This window comes from Streptomyces sp. M92 (genome assembly GCF_028473745.1).
Lineage (GTDB): Bacteria > Actinomycetota > Actinomycetes > Streptomycetales > Streptomycetaceae > Streptomyces.
This window is the reverse complement of sequence record NZ_CP101137.1, coordinates 3,215,768-3,240,840: the sequence shown is the minus strand read 5'-3', so window position 1 is coordinate 3,240,840 and position 25,073 is coordinate 3,215,768. Positions and strand designations below refer to the sequence as shown.

The window sequence follows — 25,073 nt, the reverse complement described above, 5'->3', positions numbered from 1 at the left end:
GACCCGGCCCTTCCGCGTGGCCTCAGATGATCAGGCCCTGCGCCGAGCCGCTGCCGCCCGGCGTCCCCGTGCCGGTGCTCGCGGTGCTGCTCTGCGAGGCGGTGGAGGGGGAGCCGGCGGGCGAGCCGGCGGTGGTGCTCGTCTCGCTCGGCCCGCTGGCGCTGGTGGAGGTGGACGGGTCGGTCGACGACGAACCCGACTCACTCGGGGACGGACCCGGGTCCGTGGGCTCATCGGTGCCGGGGGCGGTCTCGGAGTCACTGGGGTCCGGTGAACCGGTGTCCGTCGGCGACTCGCTGGACGTAGACGGTCCGGACGGCGACGAGGACGAGGAGGAGGACGAACCGCCCGGCTCGTCCGAGTCGCCCGGGTCGGGAGAGTCCTGGCCGCCGGGATCGCCGGAGGCGCTCGCGCCGTCCGACGGCCCTGCCGACTCGCTGGGCGTCGGGTCGTCCGACGTGCCGACGGTGCCGTCCGGGCCCGGGTCGGTGGGCCGGCCGCCGTCCTCCGGGCCGGCACCGTCGTCCGACGGCCGGTCCGCGCCCAGGCTGCCGTCGTCGACGCCCTGGCTGGCCGACGGGTTGACGCCGACCTCGTTGGAGGGAGTGCCGGCGTCGTTGTCGGAGGTGGCGCCGAGGGTCACCACGGTGCCGAGCACGGCGACGAGCAGCGCGCCCGCTCCGGCGGCCACGAGGTTGCGCCGCGCGAAGCCCTTGATGCCACCGCCGACCGTCCGGGACCGCTCCGTGGCGGGCACCCGGCTGGTGACCAGGGTCGGGGACGGCTGGAGCGGCGGGAAGGGCTCGGGGACGCCCGCGGACGGCGACGCCGACTCCTCGTTGCGGGCGTCGGGCACCTCCTCCCCCGCGGTCGGCCCGAGACCGAGGCCCACGCCGACGACGCCGAGTCCGGCGGCGGACGGGGAGCCGCCGAGCGCCCCCGCGCCGACGCCCGGTCCGGGAGTGTCCCCGGAGCGGTCGGTGACCAGGGCCAGGGCACGGCGGCCGGCGACGGCGCCGCGCTTGTCGGACAGGGCGCCGCGCAGCCCGATGGAGGCCTCCAGCTCGGCGCGGGCCCGGTCGAGCTGCCCCTCGCACAGCGCGAGGACGCCGAGCTCGTGGTGGAAGTACGCCTGCTCGGCGACGTCACCGGCGAGCCGGGAGGCCTCGGTGCCGGAGCGCAGCGAACGCTCCCAGGCGCTCCAGTGCGGCCCGGCGGCGAACGCGGGGGCCGCGGCGCGGGCCAGCTGGACGGCGGGGCTCTCCTCGCCGTCCGCGGGCCGGGTCGTCGCCGGCACCAGCACGGCGAGGGCGGCCAGTACGGCGTCGGCCTCGGCGCAGACCCGCTCCGGGGTCACCGAGGGGTGCCCGGCCCACCAGGCGTAGTGCTGGGCGGCGGCCAGTGCGCGCTCCGGTGCCCCGTCGGCGTACCCGGCGCCCTCCAGCTGGGTGAGCACCCCGGCGGCGAGCCGGTAGCGGGAGCCGACCGGCGAGACCAGTCCGCAGTCGGCCAGCTCGCCCAGAGCGGCGTCCGCGTGGGTGTCCCCGACCAGTGCGGGCAGGTGCGCCTGGTGCGGCACCTCGCCGCCGAGCGCGACGGCGAACTCCAGGGTGGTGCGGGCCGAGGCGCTGAGCCGGGAGGCGAGCAGCGGGGCGGGCGCGGCGGCCTCGCCGAGGGACGGCAGGGGTACGTCGTCGCTCTCCGCGGCGTCGCGGGGCGTGTCGTCGGCGGGGCGGGCGTCGGCGAAGACGCCGAACTCGTCGACGGCGTCGGCACCGGCCCGCTGCCGGTCGCGCCGGCGCAGCAGGGCACCGGCCTGGACGAAGCGCAGCGGCAGGCCCTCGGACTCGAACCAGAGGTCGCCGGCCCAGTTGGCCTCCTCGTCGGTCAGGGTGCGGCCGGCGGCGCGTTCCAGCAGCTCCACGCCGTCCGAGCGGTCCAGGCCGGTGAGGAAGACCTCCTCGACGGACGAGTCGGCGGAGGGGGCGGGCACGTCCGGGGTGGCGCCGATGAGCCAGGCGCACTCGGGGGTGGCGTCCAGCAGTTCGTCGAGGGCGGTGCCGCCGAACTCGACGTCGTCCAGGACGACGACCGCGCCGACCTCCCGGAGCCGGGCGAGCAGTTCCTCGCGGTCCGGGCGGTGCAGGGGCGCGCGGTGGACGGCGTAGAAGAGGTCGTGGAGGAGGTCGCCGGCGTTGCGGTGGAAGCCGCTCAGGCGGACGACCCCGTCGGGGGCGAGGCCCGCGCAGTCCTCGGCGACGACGTCGAGGAGGCTGCTGCGGCCGGAGCCCGCCGGGCCGGTGAGGCGGACGGAGCGGCCCCGGGCGAGCAGCCGCACCAGGCGTTCGCGTTCGTCGTCGCGGGCCAGCAGTCCGAGCACGGTGCGGGTCGGGCCCGGCGGGGCGGGCGGCCGGGCGGCCCGTTCCACCTCGGCGCGTTCGGCCGCGGTGAGCTTCTCGGGCCGGGCGGGCCGCTCGACGGGCGGGCAGAGTTCGATCTCGCTGCCGTCGACCGGGTTGACGGTGAGCAGGAAGTCCCCGGAGACGAGCTGCACCGTGCGGGCGAGCGCGGGCACGTGCTGTCCGAGGTCGGGCGTGAGAGGGTCCCTGGACGGGCGCGGGCGCGGCGTGTCGCCGTCGTGGCCGTGCTCCTCGGGTCCCCGGTTGTTCGGGTCCATAGGTTCAAGCCCCCCAAAAGCGTCGTGTGCCGGTCCCCCGGTCGGGACCACCCTCCCGGCCTTGCCGCACACCGCGCTGTCGCTTCTGGTCCGGGCCCGCCGGTGGGTTGCGAAAGGGGCGGGCAGCCAGACCCTAAACCTTCGCTCAGTATCTCCGACAGTCCGGGGTAGCGACCCGTCCGAGACGTCACGGTCTCGTGAGGATTGCGTGTGCCGGGCGATTTCCGCGTGGTTCGACGGGCGGTGTCCGGGTGCCCCCGGCCCGCCGGGCCACACGGGTCCCGTGACGTCACACGGTCCGTCGCGGTCACACCCTGGGCAGGGTCTCCACGCCGATGCCGCCCTCGATGGCGAGGATCCGGTGCAGCCGGGTGGCCACCAGCAGGCGCTGCATCTGCGGCGGTACACCGCGCAGCACCAGCCGGCGGCCGCAGCGGCCGGCCCGCCGGTGGGCTCCCATGATCACACCGAGTCCGGTGGCGTCCCAGGAGTCCAGTTCGGACAGGTCCAGCACCAGGTCGCCGACTCCGTCGTCGACGGCCGAGTGCAGGACCGTACGGGCGTCCGCCGCGCTGCGGACGTCGAGGCGGCCCCCGACGACCAGCTCGACGTGGTCGCCCCTGATGTGCATATGCGCTCCCCGGCGTGCGTCTTCGTCTACGTCGTCTTCGTCGTCTGTGCGGTGCGGCCCGGCGTCGTGGTCCATCGGCGGTATCAGGTGTTGCTACCTCTGACTGGCCGAAACGATCGGAGGTTGCCGCCTGTAAGCGAACCGATACCGAATTCACCCCGCCGTGTGATGTGCGGCGGGGCTGACGCGACCTCAGTGCTTGTAGAAGCCCTGCCCGCTCTTGCGGCCGATGTCACCGGCGTCCACCATCCGGCGCATCAGCTCCGGCGGGGCGAACTTCTCGTCCTGGGACTCGGTGTAGATGTTGCCGGTGGCGTGCAGCAGGATGTCGACGCCCGTCAGGTCGGCGGTGGCCAGCGGTCCCATGGCGTGTCCGAAGCCCAGCTTGCAGGCGAGGTCGATGTCCTCGGCGGTGGCGACGCCCGACTCGTACAGCTTCGCGGCCTCGACGACGAGGGCGGAGATGAGGCGGGTGGTGACGAAGCCGGCGACGTCGCGGTTGACGACGATGCAGGTCTTGCCGGTGGACTCGGCGAACTCCCGGGCGGTGGCGAGCGTTTCGTCACTGGTCTTGTAGCCGCGCACCAGCTCGCACAGCTGCATCATCGGGACCGGCGAGAAGAAGTGGGTGCCGACGACCCGCTCGGGGCGCTCGGTCACGGCCGCGATCTTGGTGATCGGGATGGCGGAGGTGTTGGAGGCGAGGATCGCCTCGTCCTTCACCAGCTTGTCGAGCGCGCGGAAGATCTCGTGCTTGACTTCCAGCTTCTCGAAGACGGCCTCGACGACGACGTCCGCGTCGGCGGCGGCGTCCAGGTCGGTGGTGGCGGTGATGCGCGCGAGGGCCGCCTCGGCCTCGTCGGCGGCCAGCTTGCCCTTGGCGACGAACTTGTCGTACGAGGCCTTGATGCCGTCGGTGCCGCGCCGCAGCGCCTCGTCGGTGACGTCTCGCAGGACGACGTCCCAGCCCGCCTGGGCGGAGACCTGGGCGATGCCCGACCCCATGAGACCGGCTCCGATGACGGCGAGCTTCCGTGCCACTGTGCGACTCCCCTGATACGCGCTGATTCTCGTCTCTCGGCCGGAGATTAGCGGGCGTGGGGCGCTGTGTGACCGGTTAGTAACGCGCGTCACGTCTCAGATGACGGACATCACACCCACGTGTGCCATTCGGGTGTCAGAGCGCGCCTCGTACGGCGTAGTTGAGCGCCTTCCCGCTCGGCGGCTCGTCCATCTCGCCGGCCGACGGCCGCCATGACCGTGCCGGCCGTGACGGTGGGCACACGCGTGTTCCGTACCGCCGGAGCCTAACTACGCTGGCCCCATGGTCAACCTGACGCGCATCTACACCCGGACCGGCGACCAGGGCACCACCGCCCTCGGCGACATGAGCCGGGTCCCCAAGACCGACCTGAGGATCTCCGCGTACGCCGACGCCAACGAGGCGAACGCGGTGATCGGCACGGCGATCGCTCTCGGCGCCCTGCACGAGGAGGTCGTCAAGGTCCTCGTCCGCGTCCAGAACGACCTGTTCGACGTGGGCGCGGACCTGTCGACGCCGGTGGTGGAGAACCCGGAGTTCCCGCCCCTGCGGGTCGAGCAGTTCTACGTCGACAAGCTGGAGGCGGACTGCGACCGCTTCCTGGCCGAGGTGGAGAAGCTCCGCTCCTTCATCCTGCCGGGCGGCACGCCCGGCGCGGCCCTGCTGCACCAGGCGTGCACGGTGGTCCGGCGGGCCGAGCGCTCGACGTGGGCGGCCCTGGAGGCCCACGGCGAGACGATGAACCCGCTCACCGCGACCTACCTGAACCGTCTCTCCGACCTGCTCTTCATCCTGGCCCGGGTGGCCAACAAGGAGGTCGGCGACGTGCTGTGGGTGCCGGGCGGGGAGCGCTAACCGGCCGAGCGCCGGCGCGCCGACCGGAACAGGCCCCAGACGGTCTGCGCGCCGCCGACGCACATCATCACGACGCCGGCCTTCGTCAGGTCGACGACGGGGACGTCCACGTCCCCCGCGAACATCCAGAGGACGAGGCCGGCCACGAAGGTGCCGCCGCCCTCCCACAGCAAACGTTCCGCCAGGCCCTTCATCGGCGCGCGCCCTCCCTTTCCTTCACCGTCTCCGACGCGTCCGGGGCCGTCCCGGCCGGGTCCTTCTTCGGCCAGATCAGGTACCCGAGGGCCACCAGGCCGTGGATGGCGAGGACCCGGACCGCCGCCCACTGGAAGGCGCGCAGGGACGAGACGTCGCCCTCGTCGCCGACGTACCAGACCGCGCCCTGGAGCAGCGCGCAGGCCACGGCCGCGCCCAGCAGGGTGCGCAGCCACAGCCGGCCCTCGTGGGCCGCCCGCGCCCGGCCGTAGCGCGGGGGCTTGACCGGCGGCGGGCCGCCGGCCAGGCGGTGGGCGGCGTGGCCGTCGAGCCAGCGGATCGTGTAGTGGCCGTACGCGACCGTGTAGCCGATGTACAGCGCGGCCAGTCCGTGCTCCCAGCCCGGCTCGGTGCCGTTCTTCAGGTCCCATGCCGTCGCGGCGAACAGCACCAGCTCCAGCACCGGCTCGCACAGCAGCAGGAACACACTGGTGCGGCGCCACTTCAGCAGGTAGCGGGCGGCCAGCCCGAGGGCCAGCAGGACCCAGAAACCGATCTCGCAGGCGATGATCAACGCGACGACCACGACGCACTCCCTTCCTTCACGCTTCCAGGCTGCCGTCGGAAGCCGCCGCGTTCGTCGTCGCCGGGGGCGAACCTCCGGTACATCGAAAGATGCAGTGCGGGACCGTTCCGCGGGATCAGGCGGACGGGGCACGGGCCGTGTTGGATGGTGGCATGGCCGTACGACTCCCCCGCCCGCGCCGCTTCGACGTGTACGCCGCGTCGGCGGGGCTGCTGGGCGGGCTGCTGCTGTGGGGCATCGGCCTGGGCGTGCGGCCCGCCGGTGAGCCGATCGTGCTGTTCGACGGCCGCTGGCCGCTGCTGGTCCCGCTCGCCGTCATGGCGGGCTGCGAGCTGCTGCGCCGGGCCGCGCCGCGCACGGGGCTGCTGATCGGTACCGCGGCGCTGATCGGGGACACGGTCACGCAGGGCAGCCTGGTCGTCCTGATCATGTACTCCGATCTGATGTACGCCGCCGTGCTGTACGGCACGCCCGCCTCGGCCCGCCGCATCCCGTGGATCACCGGACTGCTCACCGTGGCCGCGACGGTCGTGCCGTTCGCCGTGTGGCGGGTGCCCGAGGCCCTGCTGATCGGTGTCGTCGTCGGGGTGCTGTCGTTCGGGCCCGCCTCCACCGGGCTGATCGTGCGCAACCACCGCGAGGCCGCCAACGCCGCCCTGCTGCGCGCCGAGCAGACCGCGCTGCTCGCGGAGATGGACCGGGTGCAGGCGGTGACCGCCGAGCGTGCCCGGATGGCCCGCGAGCTGCACGACATGGTCGCCAACCACCTCTCCGCGATCGCCATCCACTCCACGGCCGCGCTCTCCCTCGACGATGCGGCGACCACCCGGCAGGCGCTCGGCGTGATCCGCGAGAACAGCGTCGAGGGGCTGGCCGAGATGCGGCGGCTGATCGGCATCCTGCGGGACGACGGCGCCGGCACCGAGCCGGCCGCCGCGCCCACCCTCGACAGCCTCGGCGCACTGATCGACGGCGCCCGCGCCAACGGTCTGGACGTCACCCTGGAGACGGCGCCCGGCGAGGGGCTGCCCGCGCCGGTCGAGCTGGCCGCGTACCGGATCGTGCAGGAGTCCCTCACCAACGCCCTCAAGCACGCGGCGCCGGGGACGGTGCGCGTGGGTCTCACCCGGCGCGACGGGGCCCTGCACGTCCGGGTGACCAGCCCGTACGGTGACCGGGACGCCCCGCGCGCCCCCGGCTCGGGCGCCGGGCTGGTCGGCATGCGGGAGCGGGCCACGCTGCTGCACGGCACCTTCGAGGCCGGGCCGGTCGCGGACCCCGGGTCGACGGGCGGCAAGATCTGGGCCGTACGCGCCGCACTGCCCCTGAACGAAGGAGACCCCGCATGATTCGCGTCCTCGTCGCCGAGGACCAGTCCGCCGTACGCGCCGGACTGGTGCTGATCCTCCGCAGCGCGCCGGACATCGAGGTGATCGGGGAGGCCGCCGACGGGGAGCGGGCGGTGGAGCTGGCCCGGGAGCTGCGGCCGGACCTGGTGCTGATGGACGTTCAGATGCCGCGGCTGGACGGGGTGTCGGCGACCCGGCGGGTGGTCGACGAGGGACTTGCCGACGTGCTGGTGCTGACCACCTTCGACCTGGACGAGTACGTGTTCGGGGCGCTGCGGGCGGGGGCGGCCGGGTTCCTGCTGAAGAACACCGAGGCGAAGGACCTCCTCGCGGCGGTGCGCACGGTGGCGGGCGGCGAGGGGATCGTCGCCCCGGCCGTCACCCGGCGGCTGATCGCCGAGTTCGCCGCGAGGCCGGTGCGGGAGCCGGCCGCGGAACCGGCGGCGCTGGCGGAGCTGACGCGGCGCGAGCGCGAGGTGCTGTCCTGCCTCGGTGAGGGGCTGTCCAACGCCGCGATCGCCGAGCGGCTGGAGATGGCCGAGGCGACGGTGAAGACGCACGTCAGCCGCCTGCTGGGGAAGCTGGGGCTGCGCAGCCGGGTGCAAGCGGCGGTGCTGGCGCAGGAGTTGGGGATCTAGTTTCCCCTCTCGACCGCGGTCTCAACCACACCGCGCCACATTGGTCCAGACCTATTGACCTATGGTCCAGACCTTTCTATTCTCGCGGCACTGCGGGCATGAGGCTCAGTCATGCCCACAACAACATCCCCACATAAGGAGGCGCACATGCGCTTCAGACACAAAGCCGCGGCACTCGCAGCGACCCTGGCGCTTCCCCTCGCCGGGCTGGTCGGGCTCGCGAGTCCGGCGCAGGCGGCCACGAGCGCGACGGCCACCTTCGCCAAGACCTCGGACTGGGGCACCGGCTTCGGCGGCAAGTGGACGGTGAAGAACACCGGCACCACCACCATCAACTCCTGGACCGTCGAATGGGACTTCCCCTCCGGCACCAAGGTCACCTCCGCCTGGGACGCCACCGTCACCAACTCCGGTGACCACTGGACCGCCAAGAACGTCGGCTGGAACGGCACCCTCGCCCCCGGGGCGACCGTCTCCTTCGGCTTCAACGGCAGCGGTCCCGGCTCCCCCGCCAACTGCAAGCTCAACGGCGGCAGCTGCGACGGGACCTCCGTACCCGGCGACGAGGCCCCCTCCGCGCCCGGCACCCCCACCGCCTCGGACATCACCGACACCTCGGTGAAGCTGTCCTGGTCGGCGGCGACCGACGACAAGGGCGTCAAGAACTACGACGTCCTGCGCGACGGCGCCAAGGTCGCCACCGTGACGGGCACCTCGTACACGGACACCGGCCTCAGCAAGGGCACCGACTACTCGTACAGCGTCCAGGCCCGCGACACCGCCGACCAGACGGGTCCGGTGAGCGGCGCGGTGAAGGTCACCACCACCGGTGACGGCGGCGGTCCCGACCCGCAGCCGGGCGAAGAGGTCAAGCTCGGCTACTTCACCAACTGGGGCGTCTACGGACGCAACTACCACATCAAGAACCTGGTCACCTCCGGCTCCGCCGAGAAGATCACGCACATCAACTACGCCTTCGGCAACGTCCAGGGCGGCAAGTGCACCATCGGTGACGCCTACGCCGACTACGACAAGGCCTACACGGCCGAGCAGTCCGTCGACGGCGTCGCCGACACCTGGGACCAGCCGCTGCGCGGCAACTTCAACCAGCTGCGCAAGCTGAAGGAGATGTACCCGCACATCAAGGTGCTGTGGTCCTTCGGCGGCTGGACCTGGTCCGGCGGCTTCCCCGACGCCGTGAAGAACCCGGCCGCCTTCGCGAAGTCCTGCCACGACCTGGTCGAGGACCCGCGCTGGGCCGACGTCTTCGACGGCATCGACCTGGACTGGGAGTACCCGAACGCCTGCGGTCTCAGCTGTGACGAGACCAGCGCCCCGAACGCCTTCAGCACCATGATGAAGGCCATGCGGGCCGAGTTCGGCAACGACCTGGTCACCGCGGCCACCACCGCCGACGCCACCGACGGCGGCAAGATCGAGGCCGCCGACTACGGCGCCGCCGCGCAGTACATCGACTGGTACAACGTGATGACGTACGACTTCTTCGGCGCCTGGGCGAAGAACGGCCCGACCGCTCCGCACTCGCCGCTGACCTCGTACGACGGCATCCCGCAGCAGGGCTTCAACTCCGCCGAGGCGATCGCGAAGTTCAAGTCGGTCGGCGTGCCGGCCGACAAGCTGCTCCTCGGCATCGGCTTCTACGGCCGCGGCTGGACCGGCGTCACCCAGTCCGCGCCCGGCGGCACGGCGACCGGCCCGGCGGCCGGCACCTACGAATCGGGCATCGAGGACTACAAGGTCCTCAAGAACAGCTGCCCGGCCACCGGCACCGTCGCGGGCACCGCGTACGCGCACTGCGGCACCGACTGGTGGTCCTACGACACCCCGGCCACCGTCAAGTCCAAGATGGACTGGGCCGAGCAGCAGGGCCTGGGCGGTGCCTTCTTCTGGGAGTTCAGCGGTGACACCGCCGACGGCGAGCTGGTGAGCGCCATCGACAGCGGTCTGAAGTAGTACCTGAAAGAGTCACCTAAGCGACGTTGACGCGCTGACCGGGCGGGGCTGCCTCCAGCCACGCGAGGAATCCGGTCAGCGCGTCTTCGCTCATCGCCAGTTCGAGCCGGGTGCCGCGATGGAGACAGGCGAGCACCACGGCGTCCGAGAGCAACGCCAGCTCCTCCTCCCCCTCCGGCCGCCGGCGGCCGGCCACTTCGATGGCCGAGCGCTCCAGTACCCGGCGCGGGCGGGGCGAGTACGAGAAGACGCGGTACCACTCCACCCGGTCGCCGTTGTAGCGGGCCACTCCGTAGGCCCAGCCCTTGCCGCCGGTGTCGCCCTCCTTGGGGGCGTCCCAGCGCAGGGAGCAGTCGAAGGTGCCGCCCGAGCGCTGGATCAGCCGGCGGCGCAGACCGAAGACGAAGAGCCCGATCACCACCAGGGCCACAACGATTCCGCACACAGTCAGAGCGAGGGCCATCGACACCGACCTCCTCGTCTCCTAGGTAACGGAACGGAAAAAACACCCGGATCTGCCTCAGCCGCGGCCGGGTCCGGATCGCTCCGGTCCCAGCCGCGGCTGAGTGACGTCATGGCACGACGTTATCGCACAGTGCTGTGGATCAGCGTCCCGCCGCCGCGCGCAGACGGACGTCCGCGCGGCGCTCGGCGTGGGCGTCACCCTCCGCCTTCGCGCGCTCGAGCTCCCGCTCCGCCCGCTGGACGTCGATCTCGTCCGACAGCTCGGCGATCTCGGCCAGCAGGGAGAGCTTGTTGTCGGCGAACGAGATGAAACCGCCGTGCACCGCGGCGACGACCGTCCCGCCGTCACTCGTACGGATGGTCACCGGGCCCGACTCCAGCACACCGAGCAGCGGCTGGTGACCGGGCATGACGCCGATGTCGCCGGACGTGGTGCGCGCGACGACCAGGGAGGCCTCGCCGGACCAGACCTCTCGGTCGGCCGCGACCAGCGCGACGTGCAGATCAGCAGCCAAGGTGGCTCCTCGGGTCACCACCCGGCCGGTCAGCCGGGTGTTGGTTACAAGTCTAAGGGGCGTGCCGGAGGGGGCGGGACGTGCCCGCCCCCTCCGGTGTGAGCCCTGGGGCCCACGATGAGCACGGGGCTCAGGAGACGCCGAGCTCCTTGGCGTTCTTCTTCAGGTCCTCGATGCCACCGCACATGAAGAAGGCCTGCTCCGGGAAGTGGTCGTACTCGCCGTCGCAGATCGCGTTGAAGGCCGCGATCGACTCGTCCAGCGGGACGTCCGACCCGTCGACGCCGGTGAACTGCTTGGCGACGTGGGTGTTCTGGGACAGGAAGCGCTCCACGCGACGGGCACGGTGGACGACGAGCTTGTCCTCCTCGCCGAGCTCGTCGATACCGAGGATCGCGATGATGTCCTGCAGGTCCTTGTACTTCTGCAGGATGTTCTTCACGCGCATCGCGGCCTGGTAGTGGTCCGCCGCGATGTACCGCGGGTCGAGGATGCGGGACGTCGAGTCCAGCGGGTCCACGGCCGGGTAGATGCCCTTCTCGGAGATCGGACGGGAGAGCACCGTCGTCGCGTCGAGGTGGGCGAAGGTGGTGGCCGGGGCCGGGTCGGTCAGGTCGTCCGCGGGGACGTAGATCGCCTGCATCGAGGTGATCGAGTGACCACGGGTCGAGGTGATGCGCTCCTGGAGGAGACCCATCTCGTCGGCCAGGTTCGGCTGGTAGCCCACCGCGGAGGGCATGCGGCCGAGCAGGGTCGACACCTCGGAACCCGCCTGGGTGAAGCGGAAGATGTTGTCGATGAAGAACAGCACGTCCTGCTTCTGGACGTCGCGGAAGTACTCGGCCATGGTCAGGCCGGCCAGCGCGACGCGCAGACGGGTGCCCGGCGGCTCGTCCATCTGACCGAAGACCAGCGCGGTCTTGTCGATGACGCCGGACTCGCTCATCTCGTCGATGAGGTCGTTGCCCTCACGGGTGCGCTCACCGACACCGGCGAACACGGAGACACCGTCGTGGTTGTTGGCGACGCGGTAGATCATCTCCTGGATGAGCACCGTCTTGCCGACGCCGGCACCGCCGAACAGACCGATCTTGCCGCCCTTGACGTACGGGGTCAGCAGGTCGATGACCTTGACGCCGGTCTCGAACATCTCGGTCTTCGACTCGAGCTCGTCGAAGTTGGGCGCCTTGCGGTGGATCGGCCAGCGCTCGCCGGTGTACTCCTCGTCGACGTTCAGCACCTCACCGAGGGTGTTGAACACCTTGCCGGTGGTGAAGTCGCCGACCGGCACGGAGATCGACGTGCCGGTGTCGGTCACCGGGGCCTGGCGGACCAGGCCGTCGGTGGGCTGCATGGAGATGGTGCGGACCAGGCCGTCACCGAGGTGCTGGGCGACCTCGAGGGTCAGCGTCTTGAGCTCACCCTCCTTGGCCGGGTCGGCGACCTCGACGTGGAGGGCGTTGTAGATCTCCGGCATCGCGTCGACGGGGAACTCCACGTCGACGACCGGGCCGATGACCCGGGCGACGCGGCCCGTGGCCGTCGCGGTCTCAACAGTGGTGGTCATTAGTTGTCACTCCCCGCGTTCGCGTCGGCCAGGGCACTGGCGCCACCGACGATCTCGCTGATTTCCTGGGTGATTTCGGCCTGGCGGGCCGCGTTGGCAAGACGGGAGAGCGTGTTGATCAGCTCGCCCGCGTTGTCGGTTGCCGACTTCATCGCGCGTCGCGTGGCGGCGTGCTTGGAGGCGGCCGACTGCAGCAGCGCGTTGTAGATGCGGCTCTCGACGTAGCGCGGCAGCAGGGCGTCGAGGACGTCCTCCGCCGACGGCTCGAAGTCGTACAGCGGGAGGATCTCGTCCTTCGCCGTGGACTCCTGCGCGACCTCTTCGAGGCGCAGGGGAAGCAGCCGGGAGTCGACCGCCGTCTGCGTCATCATCGAGACGAACTCGGTGTAGACGATGTGGAGCTCGTCCACGCCGCCCCCGCCCGTGTCCTTCTCGATGGCCTCGATGAGCGGCGCCGCGACCTTCTTGGCGTCCGCGTACGAGGGCTCGTCGGTGAAGCCCGCGAACGACTCCGCGACCTTGCGCTCACGGAAGTTGTAGTGGGCGAGACCGCGCCGGCCGACGATGTACGTGTCGACCTGCTTGCCCTCGCGCTCGAGGCGCTCGGTCAGCTGCTCCGCCGCCTTAATGGCGTTGGAGTTGAAGGCGCCGGCCAGACCGCGGTCGCTCGTGAGGAGCAGGACCGCGGCACGGGTCGGGTTCTCCGCCTCCGTGGTGAGCGGGTGCTTCGTGTTCGACCCGGTACCGACCGCCGTGACCGCGCGGGTGAGTTCCTGCGCGTACGGCGTGGAGGCCGCCACCTTGCGCTGCGCCTTGACGACGCGCGAGGCGGCGATCATCTCCATCGCCTTGGTGATCTTCTTGGTCGCGGTGACGGATCGGATGCGACGCTTGTAGACCCGGAGCTGGGCTCCCATGAGTCAGGTCCCTTCCTTACGTCACTTGGCGGCGGACGGGGCGTCCTCGCCGAGCAGCTTGCCGTCCGAGGTCTCGAACTGCTTCTTGAACGACGCGATCGCCTCGGCGACGGCCTGCAGGGTGTCGTCGGACATCTTGCCGCCCTCGCGGATGGAGGTCATGAGGCCCTGCTCCTGGCGGTGCAGGTACTCCAGCAGCTCCTTCTCGAAGCGGCGGATGTCGGCGACCGGCACCTCGTCCATCTTGCCGGTGGTACCGGCCCAGACGGAGACGACCTGGTCCTCGGTGGCCATCGGCTGGTACTGGTCCTGCTTCAGCAGCTCGACCATGCGCTGACCGCGCTCCAGCTGCGACTTCGACGCGGCGTCCAGGTCGGAACCGAAGGCGGCGAACGCCTCCAGCTCACGGAACTGGGCGAGGTCCACGCGGAGCCGGCCGGAGACCTGCTTCATGGCCTTGTGCTGGGCGGAGCCACCGACGCGGGAGACCGAGATACCGACGTTCAGGGCCGGACGCTGACCGGCGTTGAACAGGTCGGACTCCAGGAAGCACTGGCCGTCGGTGATGGAGATGACGTTGGTCGGGATGAACGCCGAGACGTCGTTGGCCTTGGTCTCGACGATCGGCAGACCCGTCATCGAACCGGCGCCCATCTCGTCGGAGAGCTTCGCGCAGCGCTCCAGCAGACGGGAGTGCAGGTAGAAGACGTCACCCGGGTAGGCCTCGCGGCCCGGCGGGCGGCGCAGCAGCAGCGACACGGCGCGGTAGGCGTCGGCCTGCTTCGACAGGTCGTCGAAGATGATCAGGACGTGCTTGCCCTCGTACATCCACTGCTGGCCGATGGCCGAGCCGGTGTACGGCGCCAGGTACTTGAAGCCGGCCGGGTCGGACGCCGGGGCGGCCACGATGGTCGTGTACTCCAGCGCGCCGTTCTCCTCCAGCGCGCGGCGGACCGACGCGATCGTGGAGCCCTTCTGGCCGACGGCGACGTAGATGCAGCGGACCTGCTTGTTCGGGTCGCCGGTGCGCCAGTTGTCGCGCTGGTTGATGATCGTGTCGACGGCCAGGGCGGTCTTGCCGGTCTGGCGGTCGCCGATGACCAGCTGGCGCTGGCCGCGGCCGATCGGGGTCATGGCGTCGACGGCCTTGTAGCCCGTCTCCATCGGCTCGTGCACCGACTTGCGCTGCATGACCGTGGGGGCCTGCAGTTCGAGGGCGCGGCGGCCCTCGGTCTCGATCTCGCCGAGGCCGTCGATCGGGTTGCCGAGGGGGTCGACCACGCGGCCGAGGTAGCCCTCGCCCACGGCGACCGACAGGACCTCGCCGGTGCGGGTGACCGGCTGGCCCTCCTCGATGCCGCTGAACTCTCCGAGGACGACGCAACCGATCTCGCGCTCCTCGAGGTTGAGGGCGAGGCCGAGGGTGCCGTCCTCGAACTTCAGCAGTTCGTTGGCCATGGCCGAGGGCAGGCCCTCGACCTTCGCGATGCCGTCGCCGGCAAGGGTGACCGTACCGACCTCCTCGCGCGAGGCCGCGTCCGGCTTGTACGACTGGACGAAGTTCTCCAGTGCGTCCCGGATCTCCTCCGGCCGGATCGTGAGCTCCGCCATCTGAGTTCCCTGCTCTCCTTGTTGGGCCCGAAGTTTCACTTGGGGGGTATTCCACGAGTCGGGACTCCCCCCAATGAGAGGTGAATCCTCTGCACGGCCCAACCAGGGCCGTCGTAAGTACGTACTGCTACTGCTCTACTGCTTGTTGTGCTGTTGTCGCGCGGGAGCGTCAGCTCGCCATCCGGCGGCCGGCGTCCTCCAGGCGGTCCGCGATGGAGCCGTTGATGACCTCGTCACCGACCTGCACCCGGATCCCGCCGAGGACCTCGGGGTCCACGTCGAGGTTGAGGTGCATCGGGCGGCCGTAGACCTTCGCGAGGGCCGCGCCGAGGCGCTGCTTCTGCGTGTCGCTCAGCGGCACCGCCGAGGTGACCACGGCGACCATCCGGTCCCGCCGGTCGGCGGCGAGCTTGGACAGGGACTCGAGTCCCGACTCCAGGCTACGTCCCCGCGGCGCGGTGACAAGGCGCGTCACCAGTCGCTCGGTGCTCCGCTCCGCCCGGCCGCCGAGCAGGCCGCGCAGCAGCTCGCCCTTGGCCGCGGTGGTGGCCGAGCGGTTGGTCAGCGCGGCGCGCAGCTCGGTGTTCGAGGCGACGATCCGGCCGAACCGGAACAGCTCGTCCTCGACGTTGTCGAGCCGGCCCCGCTTCTGGGCGGCGGTGAGGTCGGCGGTGTTCGCCAGCTCCTCCAGGGCGTCCACCAGGTCGCGCGACTGCGACCAGCGGGAGCGCACCATGCCGGCCACCAGGTCGGCGGTCGCGCCGCTGACCTGGGTGCCGAGGAGGCGCTGGGCGAGTTCGGCCTTGGCCTCGCCGGCCTGCGCCGGGTCGGTCAGGACCCGACGCAGCGACACCTCGCGGTGGAGCAGCGCGGTGACGGCGGCCAGCTCGTCGGCGAGCGAGCCGGCGTCCACGGACGTGGAGTCCGTCAGCGCGTCGAGACGCTCGCGTGCGGCAGCCAGGGCCTCGCGGCTCGCTCCGTTCATCGGGTCGCCTCTGCCTTCGTCGCCTTGTCGTCCAGCTCGTCCAGGAAGCGGTCGATCACGCGGCTCTGGCGGGCGTGGTCCTCGAGGGACTCGCCGACGAGCTTGCCGGCCAGCTCGGTGGCCAGCGTGCCGACGTCCTGCCGAAGCGCGGACGCGGCGGCCTTGCGGTCGGCCTGGATCTGGGCGTGACCGGCGGCGATGATCTCCTCACGCTGCCGCTGGCCTTCCGCGCGCATCTCGGCGATGAGCGTGGCGCCCTGCTCCTGCGCCTCCTGACGCAGGCGCGCGGCCTCGTGCCGGGCCTCGGCGAGCTGTGCCTTGTACTGCTCAAGGACGCTCTGGGCCTCGGTCTGCGCGGCCTCGGCCTTCTCGATACCGCCCTCGATGGCCTCGCGACGCTCTTCCAGAACCTTGTTGATGTTCGGGAGCAGCTTCTTGGCGAGGAAGCCGAAGACGATGACGAAAGCGATGAGGCCGATGACAACTTCCGGCCACGGCGGAATGAGGGGATTCTCCTTCTCACCCTCAGCCGCCAGGAAAACCAGGGCGGAGTTCACATCAGTGCCTTTCGTCGAAAGGGTCGGTCGTCAGTGCTCGTCTTAGTAGACGAACGGCATGACGAGACCGATGAGGGCGAGCGCCTCACAGAACGCGAAGCCCAGGATCTGGTTGGCGCGGATCAGACCGGCCGCCTCGGGCTGGCGGGCGAGGGCCTGGGTGCCGTTGCCGAAGATGATGCCGACGCCGACGCCGGGGCCAATGGCGGCCAGGCCGTAACCGACGGAGCTGAGCGAACCTTCGACGGCAGCAAGGGTCTGGGACATGCCAGTTCTTCCTTCTCTTTACGGACCGGTGGGGGTTGGCCACCGGACGGCTGGGGGTGTGATGCGGGACGGCTCAGTGGTGCTCGGCGAGCGCGCCCTGGATGTAGGTGCAGGTCAGCAGCACGAACACGTACGCCTGCACGGCCTGGATGAAGAGCTCGAAGGCCGTCATGATGATCGTCATCACGAACGAGACGCCCGCGTAGGCGATGCCGATGCCGTTCAGCAGGTACCAGCTGGCGATCGTGAAGAGGAGCAGCAGCGTGTGGCCCGCGAACATGTTCGCGAAGAGCCGGACGGCGTGGGTGAAGGGGCGGACCAGCAGGTTCGAGAAGAACTCGATGGTCATCGACAGCGGCAGCACCGCGCCGAGGGACTTGTCGTAGCCCGTCACGTTCTTGAAGAAGCCGACGAAGCCGTGGCGCTTGAAGGTGAGCGAGACCCACAGGACGTAGACGATCAGGGCCAGGACCATCGGGTAGGCGATGATCGAGGTGACCGGGAACTGGGCGACCGGGATGATCGACCAGAGGTTCATCATCCAGACGAAGAAGAAGAGCGTCACGACGAGCGGGACGTACTTCTCGCCTTCCTTCTTGCCGATGGTCTCGTAGACGACGCCGCGGCGGATGAAGTCGTAGCCGGCCTCGGCGACCATCTGGAGCTTGCCGGGGACGACCTTCGGCTTGTTGAAGGCGGCCCAGAAGAAGCCCACGATGATGACCGAGCCGAGCAGCGCGAGCAGCATCGGCTTGTTGAAGTACATGCCGTTGCCGTCTGCGTTGCCCCAGAGCGGCTCGAAGAGGAACGAGTGCAGGCCGGGAGCCGGGAAACCACAACCGTCGAAGATGTGGCAGTCGGTCTCGAAGGCGAGCACCTGCGTCGGGTCAGCACTCACCGCGGGCTCCTTCATCGTGGCGCATGGGTACGGCAACCTCGTTGTGTCGGCGCGGCGCGTGACCGCTGTTCGGCACGGGACTGGTGTTACGGATGTGGGGGCGGCTGTGGGGCATCTCGCCTCGCGAATGAGCAGGCGTCAGCTGGGATGCCCGCGCCCGCGATGCCGCAGTTGGCACCGGACGATAGCAGGACTTCACATGCCTCTTTATCCCGGCCCTACCCGTCACGACGAGCGGCCCGTCTTTTCGGACTTTTCGCTCGACGACTCGGGCTCGACGTAGAGAATCTTGGCCTTCATGTGCGCCCGCGTCTGCGCGGCGATCCACGTGAGCGTGACGACGACCAAAGTGATCGCGAAGGACCGGGGGTTGAACAGCGTCGTGTTCTTGAACGCGGCCAGGAAGACGAACAGCAGCAGGATCTGTGCCGCGTAGAGCATCAGGCCCATCGCCTGGAAAAGGTGCGGAAGCGATTTGGCGGTGCGCTGCAGGACGTAGAGCCCGATTCCCATGAAGAGCATCGCCACCACGGTCGCGACGACGGCGCCGACCGCTCCCTTGCCGCCGGCGACCACGGCGCTGACGACGGCGGCTACTGCGCCGACGGCAGCCGTGGGCACGGCAGCCTGAAGCAAGGTCCGGACGTCATTGGACGGCATGGCGGCAACTCCGCTTTTTCACAGGGGGCAGGGTGTCGTCATGGACGAGCGTAGTCCCGGGCCGGACGGTGTCCTGACGCTCAAGAGACCGTCGCACTACGGTCCTTAAGCCTTACCCGGGGGTTCTCGTGAACCGTATCACAAACTATTTGATGAGGTCTTTACCTGAGGGTGTGCTTGCTGTCACACATGAGAGTGACGGTGCGCGTGTGAGCGATTACTGCGCCCACTTGTCTGGTAATGGGGCAGTTCGTTCCCCCACGAGTTGGCAATGCTCTAGTCAGATTCTTACCTTGTGCCTCTTACATCGTGTTACCTCGTGCGCGAACGAGGGCCCACGGCGGTGGCCCCGTTGACGCCCGAGACACCGACGGCCACCGGCACGCGCTCGTCTTCCTCGTCCGCCGCGGGCTCCGTCCCGGCCCCGGCCCCGGCCTCGACGGCCACGGCCTTGCGGCGGCGGTAGCGGGGCGGCACGAAGCGCTCGGCCCAGCGCGGGGCACGCGGCGTGAAGCGCGGCAGCAGGAGCAGCACCAGCCCGACCGCGCTCAGCGCGGCCACGCCCAGCACGATCCACATCGACGCCGAGTTGACGGAGTAGGCGAGCGCGCCGAAGGCGATCAGCGCCGACCAGAAGTACATGATCAGCACCGCCCGGCTGTGCGAGTGCCCCACCTCCAGCAGCCGGTGGTGCAGGTGCCCCCGGTCGGCGGCGAACGGCGACTGGCCGCGCCAGGTACGGCGCACGATCGCGAGGATCAGGTCGGCGGCCGGGATGGCGATGATGGTCAGCGGCATCAGCAGCGGGATGTAGACGGGCACCATCTGGTGCACGGTGTTGCGCTCGGAACCGGAGAACAGCTTCATCACGTCCGGGTCGACCTGCCCGGTCACCGAGATCGCGCCGGCCGCGAGGACGAGTCCGATCAGCATCGAGCCGGAGTCGCCCATGAAGATCCGGGCGGGGTGCATGTTGTGCGGCAGGAAGCCGAGGCACATGCCCATGAGGATCACCGCGAACAGCGTGGCCGGTGCGGCGGCCTCGATGTTGTAGCCGTACCAGATGCGGTAGGCGTACAGGAAGAACGCGCACGCCGCGATGCACACCATCCCCGCCGCGAGTCCGTCCAGGCCGTCCACGAAGTTGACCGCGTTGATGGTGATGACGACCAGCGCCACCGTCAACAGCGTGCCCTGCCACTGGGTGAGCGCCACCGTGCCGACGCCCGGCAGCGGGATCCACAGGATCGTCAGGCCCTGGACCACCATCACGCCGGCGGCGATCATCTGCCCGCCCAGCTTGATCAGGGCGTCGATCTCGAACTTGTCGTCCAGGACGCCGATCAGCCAGATCAGGGCGGCGCCGGAGAGCAGGGCGCGCGGCTCGTTGGACTTCTCGAAGACCTCGCTGAGGTTGGTGAGGTGGTCGGCGACCAGCAGACCGGCGCACAGCCCGAAGAACATGGCGATACCGCCGAGGCGCGGAGTGGGTTCCCGGTGCACGTCACGTGCCCGGATCTCCGGCATCGCCCCCGCCACGATCGCGAACTTCCGTACCGGCCCGGTCAGCAGGTACGTCACCGCGGCCGTGATGCAGAGCGTCAGCAGGTATTCACGCACGGGCTTCCCCACAGGTCTCGCTGGCCATTCCCAGCCTCACACCCTAGCGATGCGCGCATATGGTTGAGGACTTCCGGGTAGCGACGATGGTTGCACGTGTGGCTGTGCACGTGCGTTCGCCTACCCCGCCTCAGTCCGGGTACGGCGGGAACTGCGCGACCAGGTCCCGTACGTCGTCCCGTGCCTTCGCGGGGTCCGCGCCGCCCCCGAGCACCTCGGCGAGCAGGGTCGCCACCGCCCGCATCTCCCGCTCCCCCATGCCCTGCGTGGTGACGGCCGCGGTCCCCAGGCGCAGCCCGCGGGCGTCCGCGTGCGGCAGGGCGCAGCAGTCCAGGACGATCCCGGCCGCCGCGAGCCGGCCCCGCGCGGTCCTGCCGTCGACGCCGAGCGGGGCCGGGTCGACGGTGAGCAGGTGGGTGTCGGTGCCCCCCGTCGTGACGGTCAGGCCCTCGGCGGCCAGGTGGGCGGCGAGGGTGCGGGCGTTGGCGATCACCTGATGGGCGTACGCGGCGAACGCCGGGGTGGCCGCCTCGCCGAAGGCGACGGCCTTGGCGGCGATGGTGTGCATCTGCGCGCCGCCCTGCGTGAACGGGAAGACCGCCCGGTCGACCCGCTCGGCGAGGTCGGCCCCGCACAGGACCATGCCGCCGCGCGGCCCGCGCAGCACCTTGTGCGTGGTGGCGCACACCACGTCGGCGTACGGCACCGGACTGGGCGCCGCTCCCCCCGCAACCAGCCCGATCGGGTGCGCGGCGTCCGCGACGAGGTAGGCGCCCACCTCGTCGGCGATGTCGCGGAAGGCCGCGTAGTCGGGGTTGCGGGGGTAGGCGATGGACCCGCACACGATCGCCTTGGGCCGGTGCGTACGGGCCAGGGTGCGCACCTGGTCGTAGTCGATCAGCCCGGTCTCCGCGTCCACGCCGTAGCCGACGAAGTCGAACCAGCGGCCGGAGAAGTTCGCCGGGGAGCCGTGCGTGAGGTGACCGCCGTGGGCCAGGCCGAGGGCGAGGACGGTGTCCCCGGGGCGCAGCAGGGCGGCGTAGGCGGCCAGCACGGCGGAGGAGCCCGAGTGGGACTGCACGTTGGCGTGCTCGGCGCCGAAGAGGGCCTGGGCGCGCTCCACGGCGAGCCGCTCGGCGACGTCGACGATCTCGCAGCCGCCGTGGTGCCGGGCGCCCGGGTAGCCCTCGGCGTACTTGTTGGCCAGCGGGGAGCCGAGGGCGGCCAGCACGGCGGGGGACGTGAAGTTCTCGGCGGCGATCAGCTGGAGGGTCGTCGACTGGCGGTGGCCCTCGGCGAGCAGGATCTCGGCCAGCTCGGGGTCCTGGCGCAGTAGGACGCCGAGCGTGCTGTCATCGGCCTCGATGATGTCGTGGGTGACCGACATGGTGCGCTCCGGGCGTGCGTCGACGGTGACGTACGACCAATGTAGGCCCGGCACGCGAAAGCCGCCCGGCATCCCCGCACGACGGTGCCCCTACGCCCCTGGTGCGTCTCGTCGCCCACCGACCGGAAGAACGTCAGCGGCGCCCCGTACGGAACCCGACCCCGACGCGCCCCTCGCACCGCTCGGCCCCGGCGGGCCACCCGGGCATCGCGACGCCACGGCGGCCGTGCCCGCCGGTCCGCGTCCCGCACCGGCCGGCCTCACGCCCGCGCGCGAACCCCCGTCAACGCCGTCACCACCGGATCCAGCGCCTGGTGTATCTCGTCACCCACCGACCGGAAGAACGTCAGCGGCGCCCCGTACGGGTCGTACACCTCGTCCGCCTCCGCCGTGGGGGCCAGCAGCCACCCGCGCAGCGCCGCCGCCGCGCGCACCAGGGCGCGTGCGCGGACGACCACGCCGTCCTCCAGGGACGGCAGCGTCGCGGGGTCGATGGCGTTCACCAGGCGGGTGAACTCCTTCAGGGTGAAGGTGCGCAGCCCGGCCGAGTGGCCCATGGAGATGACCTGCGCGCGGTGATCCCGGGTCGCGGTGAGGACCAGGTCGGCGCGGATCACGTGCTCGTCGAGCAGCTCGCGCCCGGTGAAGCCGGCCGCGTCCGCGCCGAAGTCGGCGAGGACCGTCTCCGCGTTCGCCTCCATGGGCGCGCCCTCGTGGCCCCAGGTGCCCGCGCTCTCCACGATGAGGCCGCCGCCCAGCACACCGAGCCGCTCCGTCACGAAATGCCGGGTCAGCCGCTCGGTGATGGGCGAGCGGCAGACGTTTCCGGTGCTGACGTGGAGGATGCGGAAGCTGTCGCGCGGCAGACCGACGAACGTCGTCGTGAGCTCCGCGGCGCGTTCCCCGTTGCCTATGCCACGCCCCGTCTCAGGGGCCGTCAATTCGCCACCTCGAGGTCGGGTACTACCTTGCGCAGCTCCTCGGCCGACAGCGCGCCCGCGCGCAGCAGCACGGGCACCTCGCGGGTGACGTCGACGATGGACGACGGGACGATGCCGGGGGTGGGGCCGCCGTCGAGGTAGACGGAGACGGAGTCGCCGAGCATCTGCTGGGCGGCGTCGCAGTCCTCGGGCGCAGGGTGGCCGGTGAGGTTGGCGGAGGAGACGGCCATGGGGCCGACCTCGGTGAGCAGCTCGATGGCGACCGGGTGCAGCGGCATGCGGACGGCGACCGTGCCCCGGGTCTCGCCCAGGTCCCACTGGAGGGACGGCTGGTGCTTGGCGACCAGCGTCAGCGCGCCCGGCCAGAAGGCGTCGACCAGCTCCCAGGCCATCTCGGAGAAGTCGGTGACCAGGCCGTGCAGGGTGTTCGGCGAGCCGATGAGGACGGGCGAGGGCATGTTGCGGCCCCGGCCCTTGGCCTCCAGCAGGTCGCCGACGGCCTCCGCGGTGAAGGCGTCGGCGCCGATGCCGTACACGGTGTCCGTCGGCAGCACCACGAGCTCGCCACGGCGGACGGCGGACGCGGCCTCGCGCAGACCGGTCACACGGTCGGTCGCGTCGTTGGTGTCGTATCGCCGTGCCATCTAGCGGGCCTCCTCGTACACGTACTGCGGGGTTGAAGTCGGTTCGGTGCTCACGGCAGCGCCTTGCGGGCCGTGGCGAAGCGGGGACGGTTGTTGAGGTCGGGGTGGTCGGCCGCGTCGGCCCAGCCCCGCTCCTCGGTGAAGATCCACGGCACCTGGCCGCCCTGGGTGTCGGCGTGCTCGACGACGACGACCCCGCCGGGGCGCAGCAGGCGGTGCGCGGTGCGTTCCAGGCCCCGGATCAGGTCGAGGCCGTCCTCGCCGGAGAACAGGGCCAGCTCGGGATCGTGGTCGCGGGCCTCGGGGGCGACGTACTCCCACTCGGTGAGTGGGATGTACGGCGGGTTGGAGACCACCAGGTCGACCTGGCCGTCGAGGTCCGGGAAGGCCGTCAGGGCGTCGCCCTGGCGCAGTTCCACCCTGGACCCCTCCATGTTCTTCCGGGTCCACTTCAGGGCGTCCTCGGACAGCTCCACTGCGTACACGCGTGAGCGCGGCACCTCCTGTGCGAGGGCGAGCGCGATGGCGCCCGAGCCGGTGCACAGGTCGACGATGCAGGGCTCGACGACGTCCATGGCGCGCACGGCGTCTATGGCCCAGCCGACGACGGACTCCGTCTCGGGGCGGGGCACGAAGACTCCGGGGCCCACCTGGAGCTCCAGGTAGCGGAAGTAGGCGCGGCCGGTGATGTGCTGGAGCGGCTCGCGCGCCTCGCGGCGGGCGACGACCTCCCAGTACCGGGCGTCGAAGTCCGCGTCCGGCACGGTGTGCAGCTCGCCCCGCTTGACGCCGTGCAGGTACGCGGCGAGCTCCTCCGCGTCGGTGCGCGGCGAGGGCACGCCGGCGTCGGCCAGCCGCTGGGTGGCCTGGGCCACCTCCATGAGCAGCAGGTTCACGCTGGTCCTCCGGGGCTGAGCTGTTGTCCGGTGCGAGTGGTGCGGCGGTACGGGTGCGGGGCGCGGGCGGCGCGTCGGGGTTTACGCGGCGGCCAGCTTGGCGGCCGAGTCCGCGTCGACGCAGGCCTGGATCACCGAGTCGAGGTCGCCGTCCAGGACCTGGTCCAGGTTGTACGCCTTGAAGCCGACGCGGTGGTCCGAGATGCGGTTCTCCGGGAAGTTGTACGTACGGATCTTCTCGGAGCGGTCGACGGTGCGGACCTGGCTGCGGCGGGCGTCCGCGGCCTCCTTCTCCGCCTCCTCCTGCGCCGCCGCGAGCAGCCTGGAGCGCAGGATACGCATCGCCTGCTCCTTGTTCTGCAGCTGGCTCTTCTCGTTCTGGCAGGAGGCGACGACTCCGGTCGGGATGTGCGTGATGCGCACGGCGGAGTCGGTGGTGTTGACGGACTGGCCGCCGGGGCCGGAGGACCGGTAGACGTCGATGCGCAGGTCGTTGGGGTTGATCTCGACGTCGATCTCCTCGGCCTCGGGGGTCACGAGGACACCGGCCGCGGAGGTGTGGATGCGGCCCTGCGACTCGGTGGCCGGCACGCGCTGCACGCGGTGCACGCCGCCCTCGTACTTCAGCCGCGCCCAGACACCCTGGCCGGGCTCGGTGGCGCCCTGGCCGCCCTTGGTCTTCACGGCGACCTGGACGTCCTTGTAGCCGCCCAGCTCGGACTCGGTGGAGTCGATGATCTCGGTCTTCCAGCCGACGCGCTCGGCGTAGCGCAGGTACATGCGCAGCAGGTCACCGGCGAACAGGGCGGACTCGTCGCCGCCCGCGCCCGCCTTGATCTCGAGGATGACGTCCTTGTCGTCGCTGGGGTCGCGCGGGACGAGGAGCAGGCGGAGCTTCTCGGTGAGCTCGTCACGCTGCTTGTCCAGCTCCTTGACCTCGGCGGCGAAGTCGGGGTCGTCGGCGGCCAGCTCGCGCGCGGTCTCGATGTCGTCGCCGGTCTGCTTCCAGGAGCGGAACGTGGCGACGATCGGGGTGAGCTCGGCGTACCGCTTGTTCAGCTTGCGCGCGTTCGCCTGGTCGGAGTGGACCGACGGGTCGGCGAGCTTCTTCTCCAGGTCGGCGTGCTCGGCGACGAGTTCCTCGACGGCCTCGAACATCTTGGGCTCCTGCTTACTGCTTGGAAGGGGAAGGCGGG

The 25,073-nt window shown here is 70.8% G+C and carries 25 protein-coding genes; 4 read left to right on the top strand and 21 right to left on the bottom strand.

The genetic code is table 11. The annotated features are described in order from the left end of the window. Positions 1–22 precede the first annotated feature (22 nt). The 3 genes from M6G08_RS14905 to M6G08_RS14895 all read right to left on the bottom strand — a co-directional run bounded on the left by M6G08_RS14905 (position 23) and on the right by M6G08_RS14895 (position 4,349). Complete coding sequence (locus M6G08_RS14905; protein ID WP_272587647.1) at positions 23–2,677, bottom strand: ATP-binding protein; 2,655 nt, start codon at positions 2,675–2,677, stop codon at positions 23–25. A gap of 307 nt (positions 2,678–2,984) precedes the next feature. Then, positions 2,985–3,308 (bottom strand): STAS domain-containing protein, encoded by a 324-nt coding sequence (locus M6G08_RS14900; protein ID WP_003973611.1) that lies wholly within the window; start codon positions 3,306–3,308, stop codon positions 2,985–2,987. Positions 3,309–3,500: 192 nt separating this feature from the next. After that, on the bottom strand, positions 3,501–4,349 hold the full coding sequence (locus M6G08_RS14895; RefSeq protein ID WP_272587646.1) for a 3-hydroxyacyl-CoA dehydrogenase family protein: 849 nt from the start codon (positions 4,347–4,349) through the stop codon (positions 3,501–3,503). 283 nt (positions 4,350–4,632) lie between these two features. Between M6G08_RS14895 and M6G08_RS14890 the strand changes: the two genes are divergently transcribed. Then, complete coding sequence (locus tag M6G08_RS14890; protein ID WP_272587645.1) at positions 4,633–5,205, top strand: cob(I)yrinic acid a,c-diamide adenosyltransferase; 573 nt, start codon at positions 4,633–4,635, stop codon at positions 5,203–5,205. Here M6G08_RS14890 and M6G08_RS14885 read toward each other — a convergent pair. Beyond that, the gene (locus M6G08_RS14885; RefSeq protein WP_272587644.1) at positions 5,202–5,399 is read right to left on the bottom strand and encodes a DUF5708 family protein; all 198 of its coding nucleotides are present in this window, start codon (positions 5,397–5,399) and stop codon (positions 5,202–5,204) included. The two genes, M6G08_RS14890 and M6G08_RS14885, sit on opposite strands and share 4 nt — an antisense overlap. Further along, entirely contained in the window at positions 5,396–5,986 is a 591-nt protein-coding gene (locus M6G08_RS14880; RefSeq protein ID WP_272587643.1) for a hypothetical protein, read from the bottom strand. The genes M6G08_RS14885 and M6G08_RS14880 overlap by 4 nt, the downstream gene beginning before the upstream one ends. 152 nt (positions 5,987–6,138) lie before the next feature. Between M6G08_RS14880 and M6G08_RS14875 the strand changes: the two genes are divergently transcribed. From M6G08_RS14875 to M6G08_RS14865, 3 genes are all read left to right on the top strand, one after another. Continuing rightward, the gene (locus M6G08_RS14875) at positions 6,139–7,335 is read left to right on the top strand and encodes a sensor histidine kinase (protein WP_272587642.1); all 1,197 of its coding nucleotides are present in this window, start codon (positions 6,139–6,141) and stop codon (positions 7,333–7,335) included. Beyond that, on the top strand, positions 7,332–7,973 hold the full coding sequence (locus M6G08_RS14870) for a response regulator (RefSeq protein WP_272587641.1): 642 nt from the start codon (positions 7,332–7,334) through the stop codon (positions 7,971–7,973). The genes M6G08_RS14875 and M6G08_RS14870 overlap by 4 nt, the downstream gene beginning before the upstream one ends. Before the next feature lie 147 nt (positions 7,974–8,120). Further along, on the top strand, positions 8,121–9,947 hold the full coding sequence (locus tag M6G08_RS14865; protein ID WP_272587640.1) for a glycoside hydrolase family 18 chitinase: 1,827 nt from the start codon (positions 8,121–8,123) through the stop codon (positions 9,945–9,947). A 16-nt stretch (positions 9,948–9,963) separates the two neighbouring features. Here M6G08_RS14865 and M6G08_RS14860 read toward each other — a convergent pair whose 3' ends face one another. From M6G08_RS14860 to prfA, 16 genes are all read right to left on the bottom strand, one after another. Further along, positions 9,964–10,410 carry a DUF2550 domain-containing protein gene (locus M6G08_RS14860; RefSeq protein WP_272587639.1) on the bottom strand — a complete coding sequence of 149 codons (447 nt, stop codon included), beginning with the start codon at positions 10,408–10,410 and terminating at the stop codon, positions 9,964–9,966. A gap of 142 nt (positions 10,411–10,552) precedes the next feature. Then, positions 10,553–10,927, bottom strand: a complete 375-nt coding sequence (locus M6G08_RS14855; protein WP_073724161.1) for a F0F1 ATP synthase subunit epsilon — start codon at positions 10,925–10,927, stop codon at positions 10,553–10,555. A gap of 130 nt (positions 10,928–11,057) precedes the next feature. Then, on the bottom strand, positions 11,058–12,494 hold the full coding sequence (gene atpD, locus M6G08_RS14850; RefSeq protein WP_272587637.1) for a F0F1 ATP synthase subunit beta: 1,437 nt from the start codon (positions 12,492–12,494) through the stop codon (positions 11,058–11,060). Beyond that, complete coding sequence (locus M6G08_RS14845) at positions 12,494–13,411, bottom strand: F0F1 ATP synthase subunit gamma (protein ID WP_272587636.1); 918 nt, start codon at positions 13,409–13,411, stop codon at positions 12,494–12,496. The genes atpD and M6G08_RS14845 overlap by 1 nt, the downstream gene beginning before the upstream one ends. 21 nt (positions 13,412–13,432) lie before the next feature. Then, positions 13,433–15,022 carry a F0F1 ATP synthase subunit alpha gene (gene atpA / locus M6G08_RS14840; RefSeq protein ID WP_272587635.1) on the bottom strand — a complete coding sequence of 530 codons (1,590 nt, stop codon included), beginning with the start codon at positions 15,020–15,022 and terminating at the stop codon, positions 13,433–13,435. Positions 15,023–15,191: 169 nt separating this feature from the next. Continuing rightward, positions 15,192–16,007, bottom strand: a complete 816-nt coding sequence (locus M6G08_RS14835) for a F0F1 ATP synthase subunit delta (RefSeq protein ID WP_272587634.1) — start codon at positions 16,005–16,007, stop codon at positions 15,192–15,194. Continuing rightward, a complete protein-coding gene (locus M6G08_RS14830; RefSeq protein ID WP_079187284.1) occupies positions 16,004–16,564 on the bottom strand; it encodes a F0F1 ATP synthase subunit B in 561 nt (186 codons plus the stop codon). Before M6G08_RS14830 ends, M6G08_RS14835 begins: the two co-directional genes overlap by 4 nt. Positions 16,565–16,606: 42 nt before the next feature. Beyond that, positions 16,607–16,831: an ATP synthase F0 subunit C gene (gene atpE, locus M6G08_RS14825; RefSeq protein WP_030545783.1), complete on the bottom strand. Its 225-nt coding sequence runs from the start codon at positions 16,829–16,831 to the stop codon at positions 16,607–16,609. Positions 16,832–16,904: 73 nt separating this feature from the next. Further along, a complete protein-coding gene (gene atpB / locus M6G08_RS14820; protein ID WP_073724171.1) occupies positions 16,905–17,744 on the bottom strand; it encodes a F0F1 ATP synthase subunit A in 840 nt (279 codons plus the stop codon). 210 nt (positions 17,745–17,954) lie between these two features. Continuing rightward, positions 17,955–18,389: a Cg1360 family ATP-synthase-associated protein gene (locus M6G08_RS14815; RefSeq protein WP_100048721.1), complete on the bottom strand. Its 435-nt coding sequence runs from the start codon at positions 18,387–18,389 to the stop codon at positions 17,955–17,957. A gap of 312 nt (positions 18,390–18,701) precedes the next feature. Next, positions 18,702–20,009 carry an MraY family glycosyltransferase gene (locus M6G08_RS14810; protein ID WP_272587633.1) on the bottom strand — a complete coding sequence of 436 codons (1,308 nt, stop codon included), beginning with the start codon at positions 20,007–20,009 and terminating at the stop codon, positions 18,702–18,704. Between the two features lie 130 nt (positions 20,010–20,139). Continuing rightward, positions 20,140–21,396: a serine hydroxymethyltransferase gene (gene glyA, locus M6G08_RS14805; RefSeq protein WP_272587632.1), complete on the bottom strand. Its 1,257-nt coding sequence runs from the start codon at positions 21,394–21,396 to the stop codon at positions 20,140–20,142. Between the two features lie 260 nt (positions 21,397–21,656). After that, a complete protein-coding gene (locus M6G08_RS14800; RefSeq protein ID WP_272587631.1) occupies positions 21,657–22,337 on the bottom strand; it encodes an arsenate reductase/protein-tyrosine-phosphatase family protein in 681 nt (226 codons plus the stop codon). Continuing rightward, positions 22,334–22,981: an L-threonylcarbamoyladenylate synthase gene (locus M6G08_RS14795; RefSeq protein WP_030187245.1), complete on the bottom strand. Its 648-nt coding sequence runs from the start codon at positions 22,979–22,981 to the stop codon at positions 22,334–22,336. Before M6G08_RS14795 ends, M6G08_RS14800 begins: the two co-directional genes overlap by 4 nt. A 50-nt stretch (positions 22,982–23,031) precedes the next feature. Beyond that, positions 23,032–23,877 carry a peptide chain release factor N(5)-glutamine methyltransferase gene (gene prmC / locus M6G08_RS14790; RefSeq protein ID WP_073724179.1) on the bottom strand — a complete coding sequence of 282 codons (846 nt, stop codon included), beginning with the start codon at positions 23,875–23,877 and terminating at the stop codon, positions 23,032–23,034. A gap of 81 nt (positions 23,878–23,958) precedes the next feature. Further along, complete coding sequence (gene prfA, locus M6G08_RS14785) at positions 23,959–25,035, bottom strand: peptide chain release factor 1 (RefSeq protein WP_272587629.1); 1,077 nt, start codon at positions 25,033–25,035, stop codon at positions 23,959–23,961. Positions 25,036–25,073 lie beyond the last annotated feature (38 nt).

What these genes read in the sequence shown, in the direction of transcription:
- M6G08_RS14905 (WP_272587647.1), bottom strand. Translation starts at nt 2,677, where the DNA reads ATGGACCCGAACAACCGGGGACCCGAGGAGCACGGCCACGACGGCGAC.
- M6G08_RS14900 (WP_003973611.1), bottom strand. Translation starts at nt 3,308, where the DNA reads ATGCACATCAGGGGCGACCACGTCGAGCTGGTCGTCGGGGGCCGCCTC.
- M6G08_RS14890 (WP_272587645.1), top strand. Translation starts at nt 4,633, where the DNA reads ATGGTCAACCTGACGCGCATCTACACCCGGACCGGCGACCAGGGCACC.
- M6G08_RS14885 (WP_272587644.1), bottom strand. Translation starts at nt 5,399, where the DNA reads ATGAAGGGCCTGGCGGAACGTTTGCTGTGGGAGGGCGGCGGCACCTTC.
- M6G08_RS14875 (WP_272587642.1), top strand. Translation starts at nt 6,139, where the DNA reads ATGGCCGTACGACTCCCCCGCCCGCGCCGCTTCGACGTGTACGCCGCG.
- M6G08_RS14870 (WP_272587641.1), top strand. Translation starts at nt 7,332, where the DNA reads ATGATTCGCGTCCTCGTCGCCGAGGACCAGTCCGCCGTACGCGCCGGA.
- M6G08_RS14865 (WP_272587640.1), top strand. Translation starts at nt 8,121, where the DNA reads ATGCGCTTCAGACACAAAGCCGCGGCACTCGCAGCGACCCTGGCGCTT.
- M6G08_RS14860 (WP_272587639.1), bottom strand. Translation starts at nt 10,410, where the DNA reads ATGGCCCTCGCTCTGACTGTGTGCGGAATCGTTGTGGCCCTGGTGGTG.
- atpD (WP_272587637.1), bottom strand. Translation starts at nt 12,494, where the DNA reads ATGACCACCACTGTTGAGACCGCGACGGCCACGGGCCGCGTCGCCCGG.
- M6G08_RS14845 (WP_272587636.1), bottom strand. Translation starts at nt 13,411, where the DNA reads ATGGGAGCCCAGCTCCGGGTCTACAAGCGTCGCATCCGATCCGTCACC.
- atpA (WP_272587635.1), bottom strand. Translation starts at nt 15,022, where the DNA reads ATGGCGGAGCTCACGATCCGGCCGGAGGAGATCCGGGACGCACTGGAG.
- M6G08_RS14835 (WP_272587634.1), bottom strand. Translation starts at nt 16,007, where the DNA reads ATGAACGGAGCGAGCCGCGAGGCCCTGGCTGCCGCACGCGAGCGTCTC.
- atpE (WP_030545783.1), bottom strand. Translation starts at nt 16,831, where the DNA reads ATGTCCCAGACCCTTGCTGCCGTCGAAGGTTCGCTCAGCTCCGTCGGT.
- atpB (WP_073724171.1), bottom strand. Translation starts at nt 17,744, where the DNA reads ATGAAGGAGCCCGCGGTGAGTGCTGACCCGACGCAGGTGCTCGCCTTC.
- M6G08_RS14815 (WP_100048721.1), bottom strand. Translation starts at nt 18,389, where the DNA reads ATGCCGTCCAATGACGTCCGGACCTTGCTTCAGGCTGCCGTGCCCACG.
- glyA (WP_272587632.1), bottom strand. Translation starts at nt 21,396, where the DNA reads ATGTCGGTCACCCACGACATCATCGAGGCCGATGACAGCACGCTCGGC.
- M6G08_RS14795 (WP_030187245.1), bottom strand. Translation starts at nt 22,981, where the DNA reads ATGGCACGGCGATACGACACCAACGACGCGACCGACCGTGTGACCGGT.
- prfA (WP_272587629.1), bottom strand. Translation starts at nt 25,035, where the DNA reads ATGTTCGAGGCCGTCGAGGAACTCGTCGCCGAGCACGCCGACCTGGAG.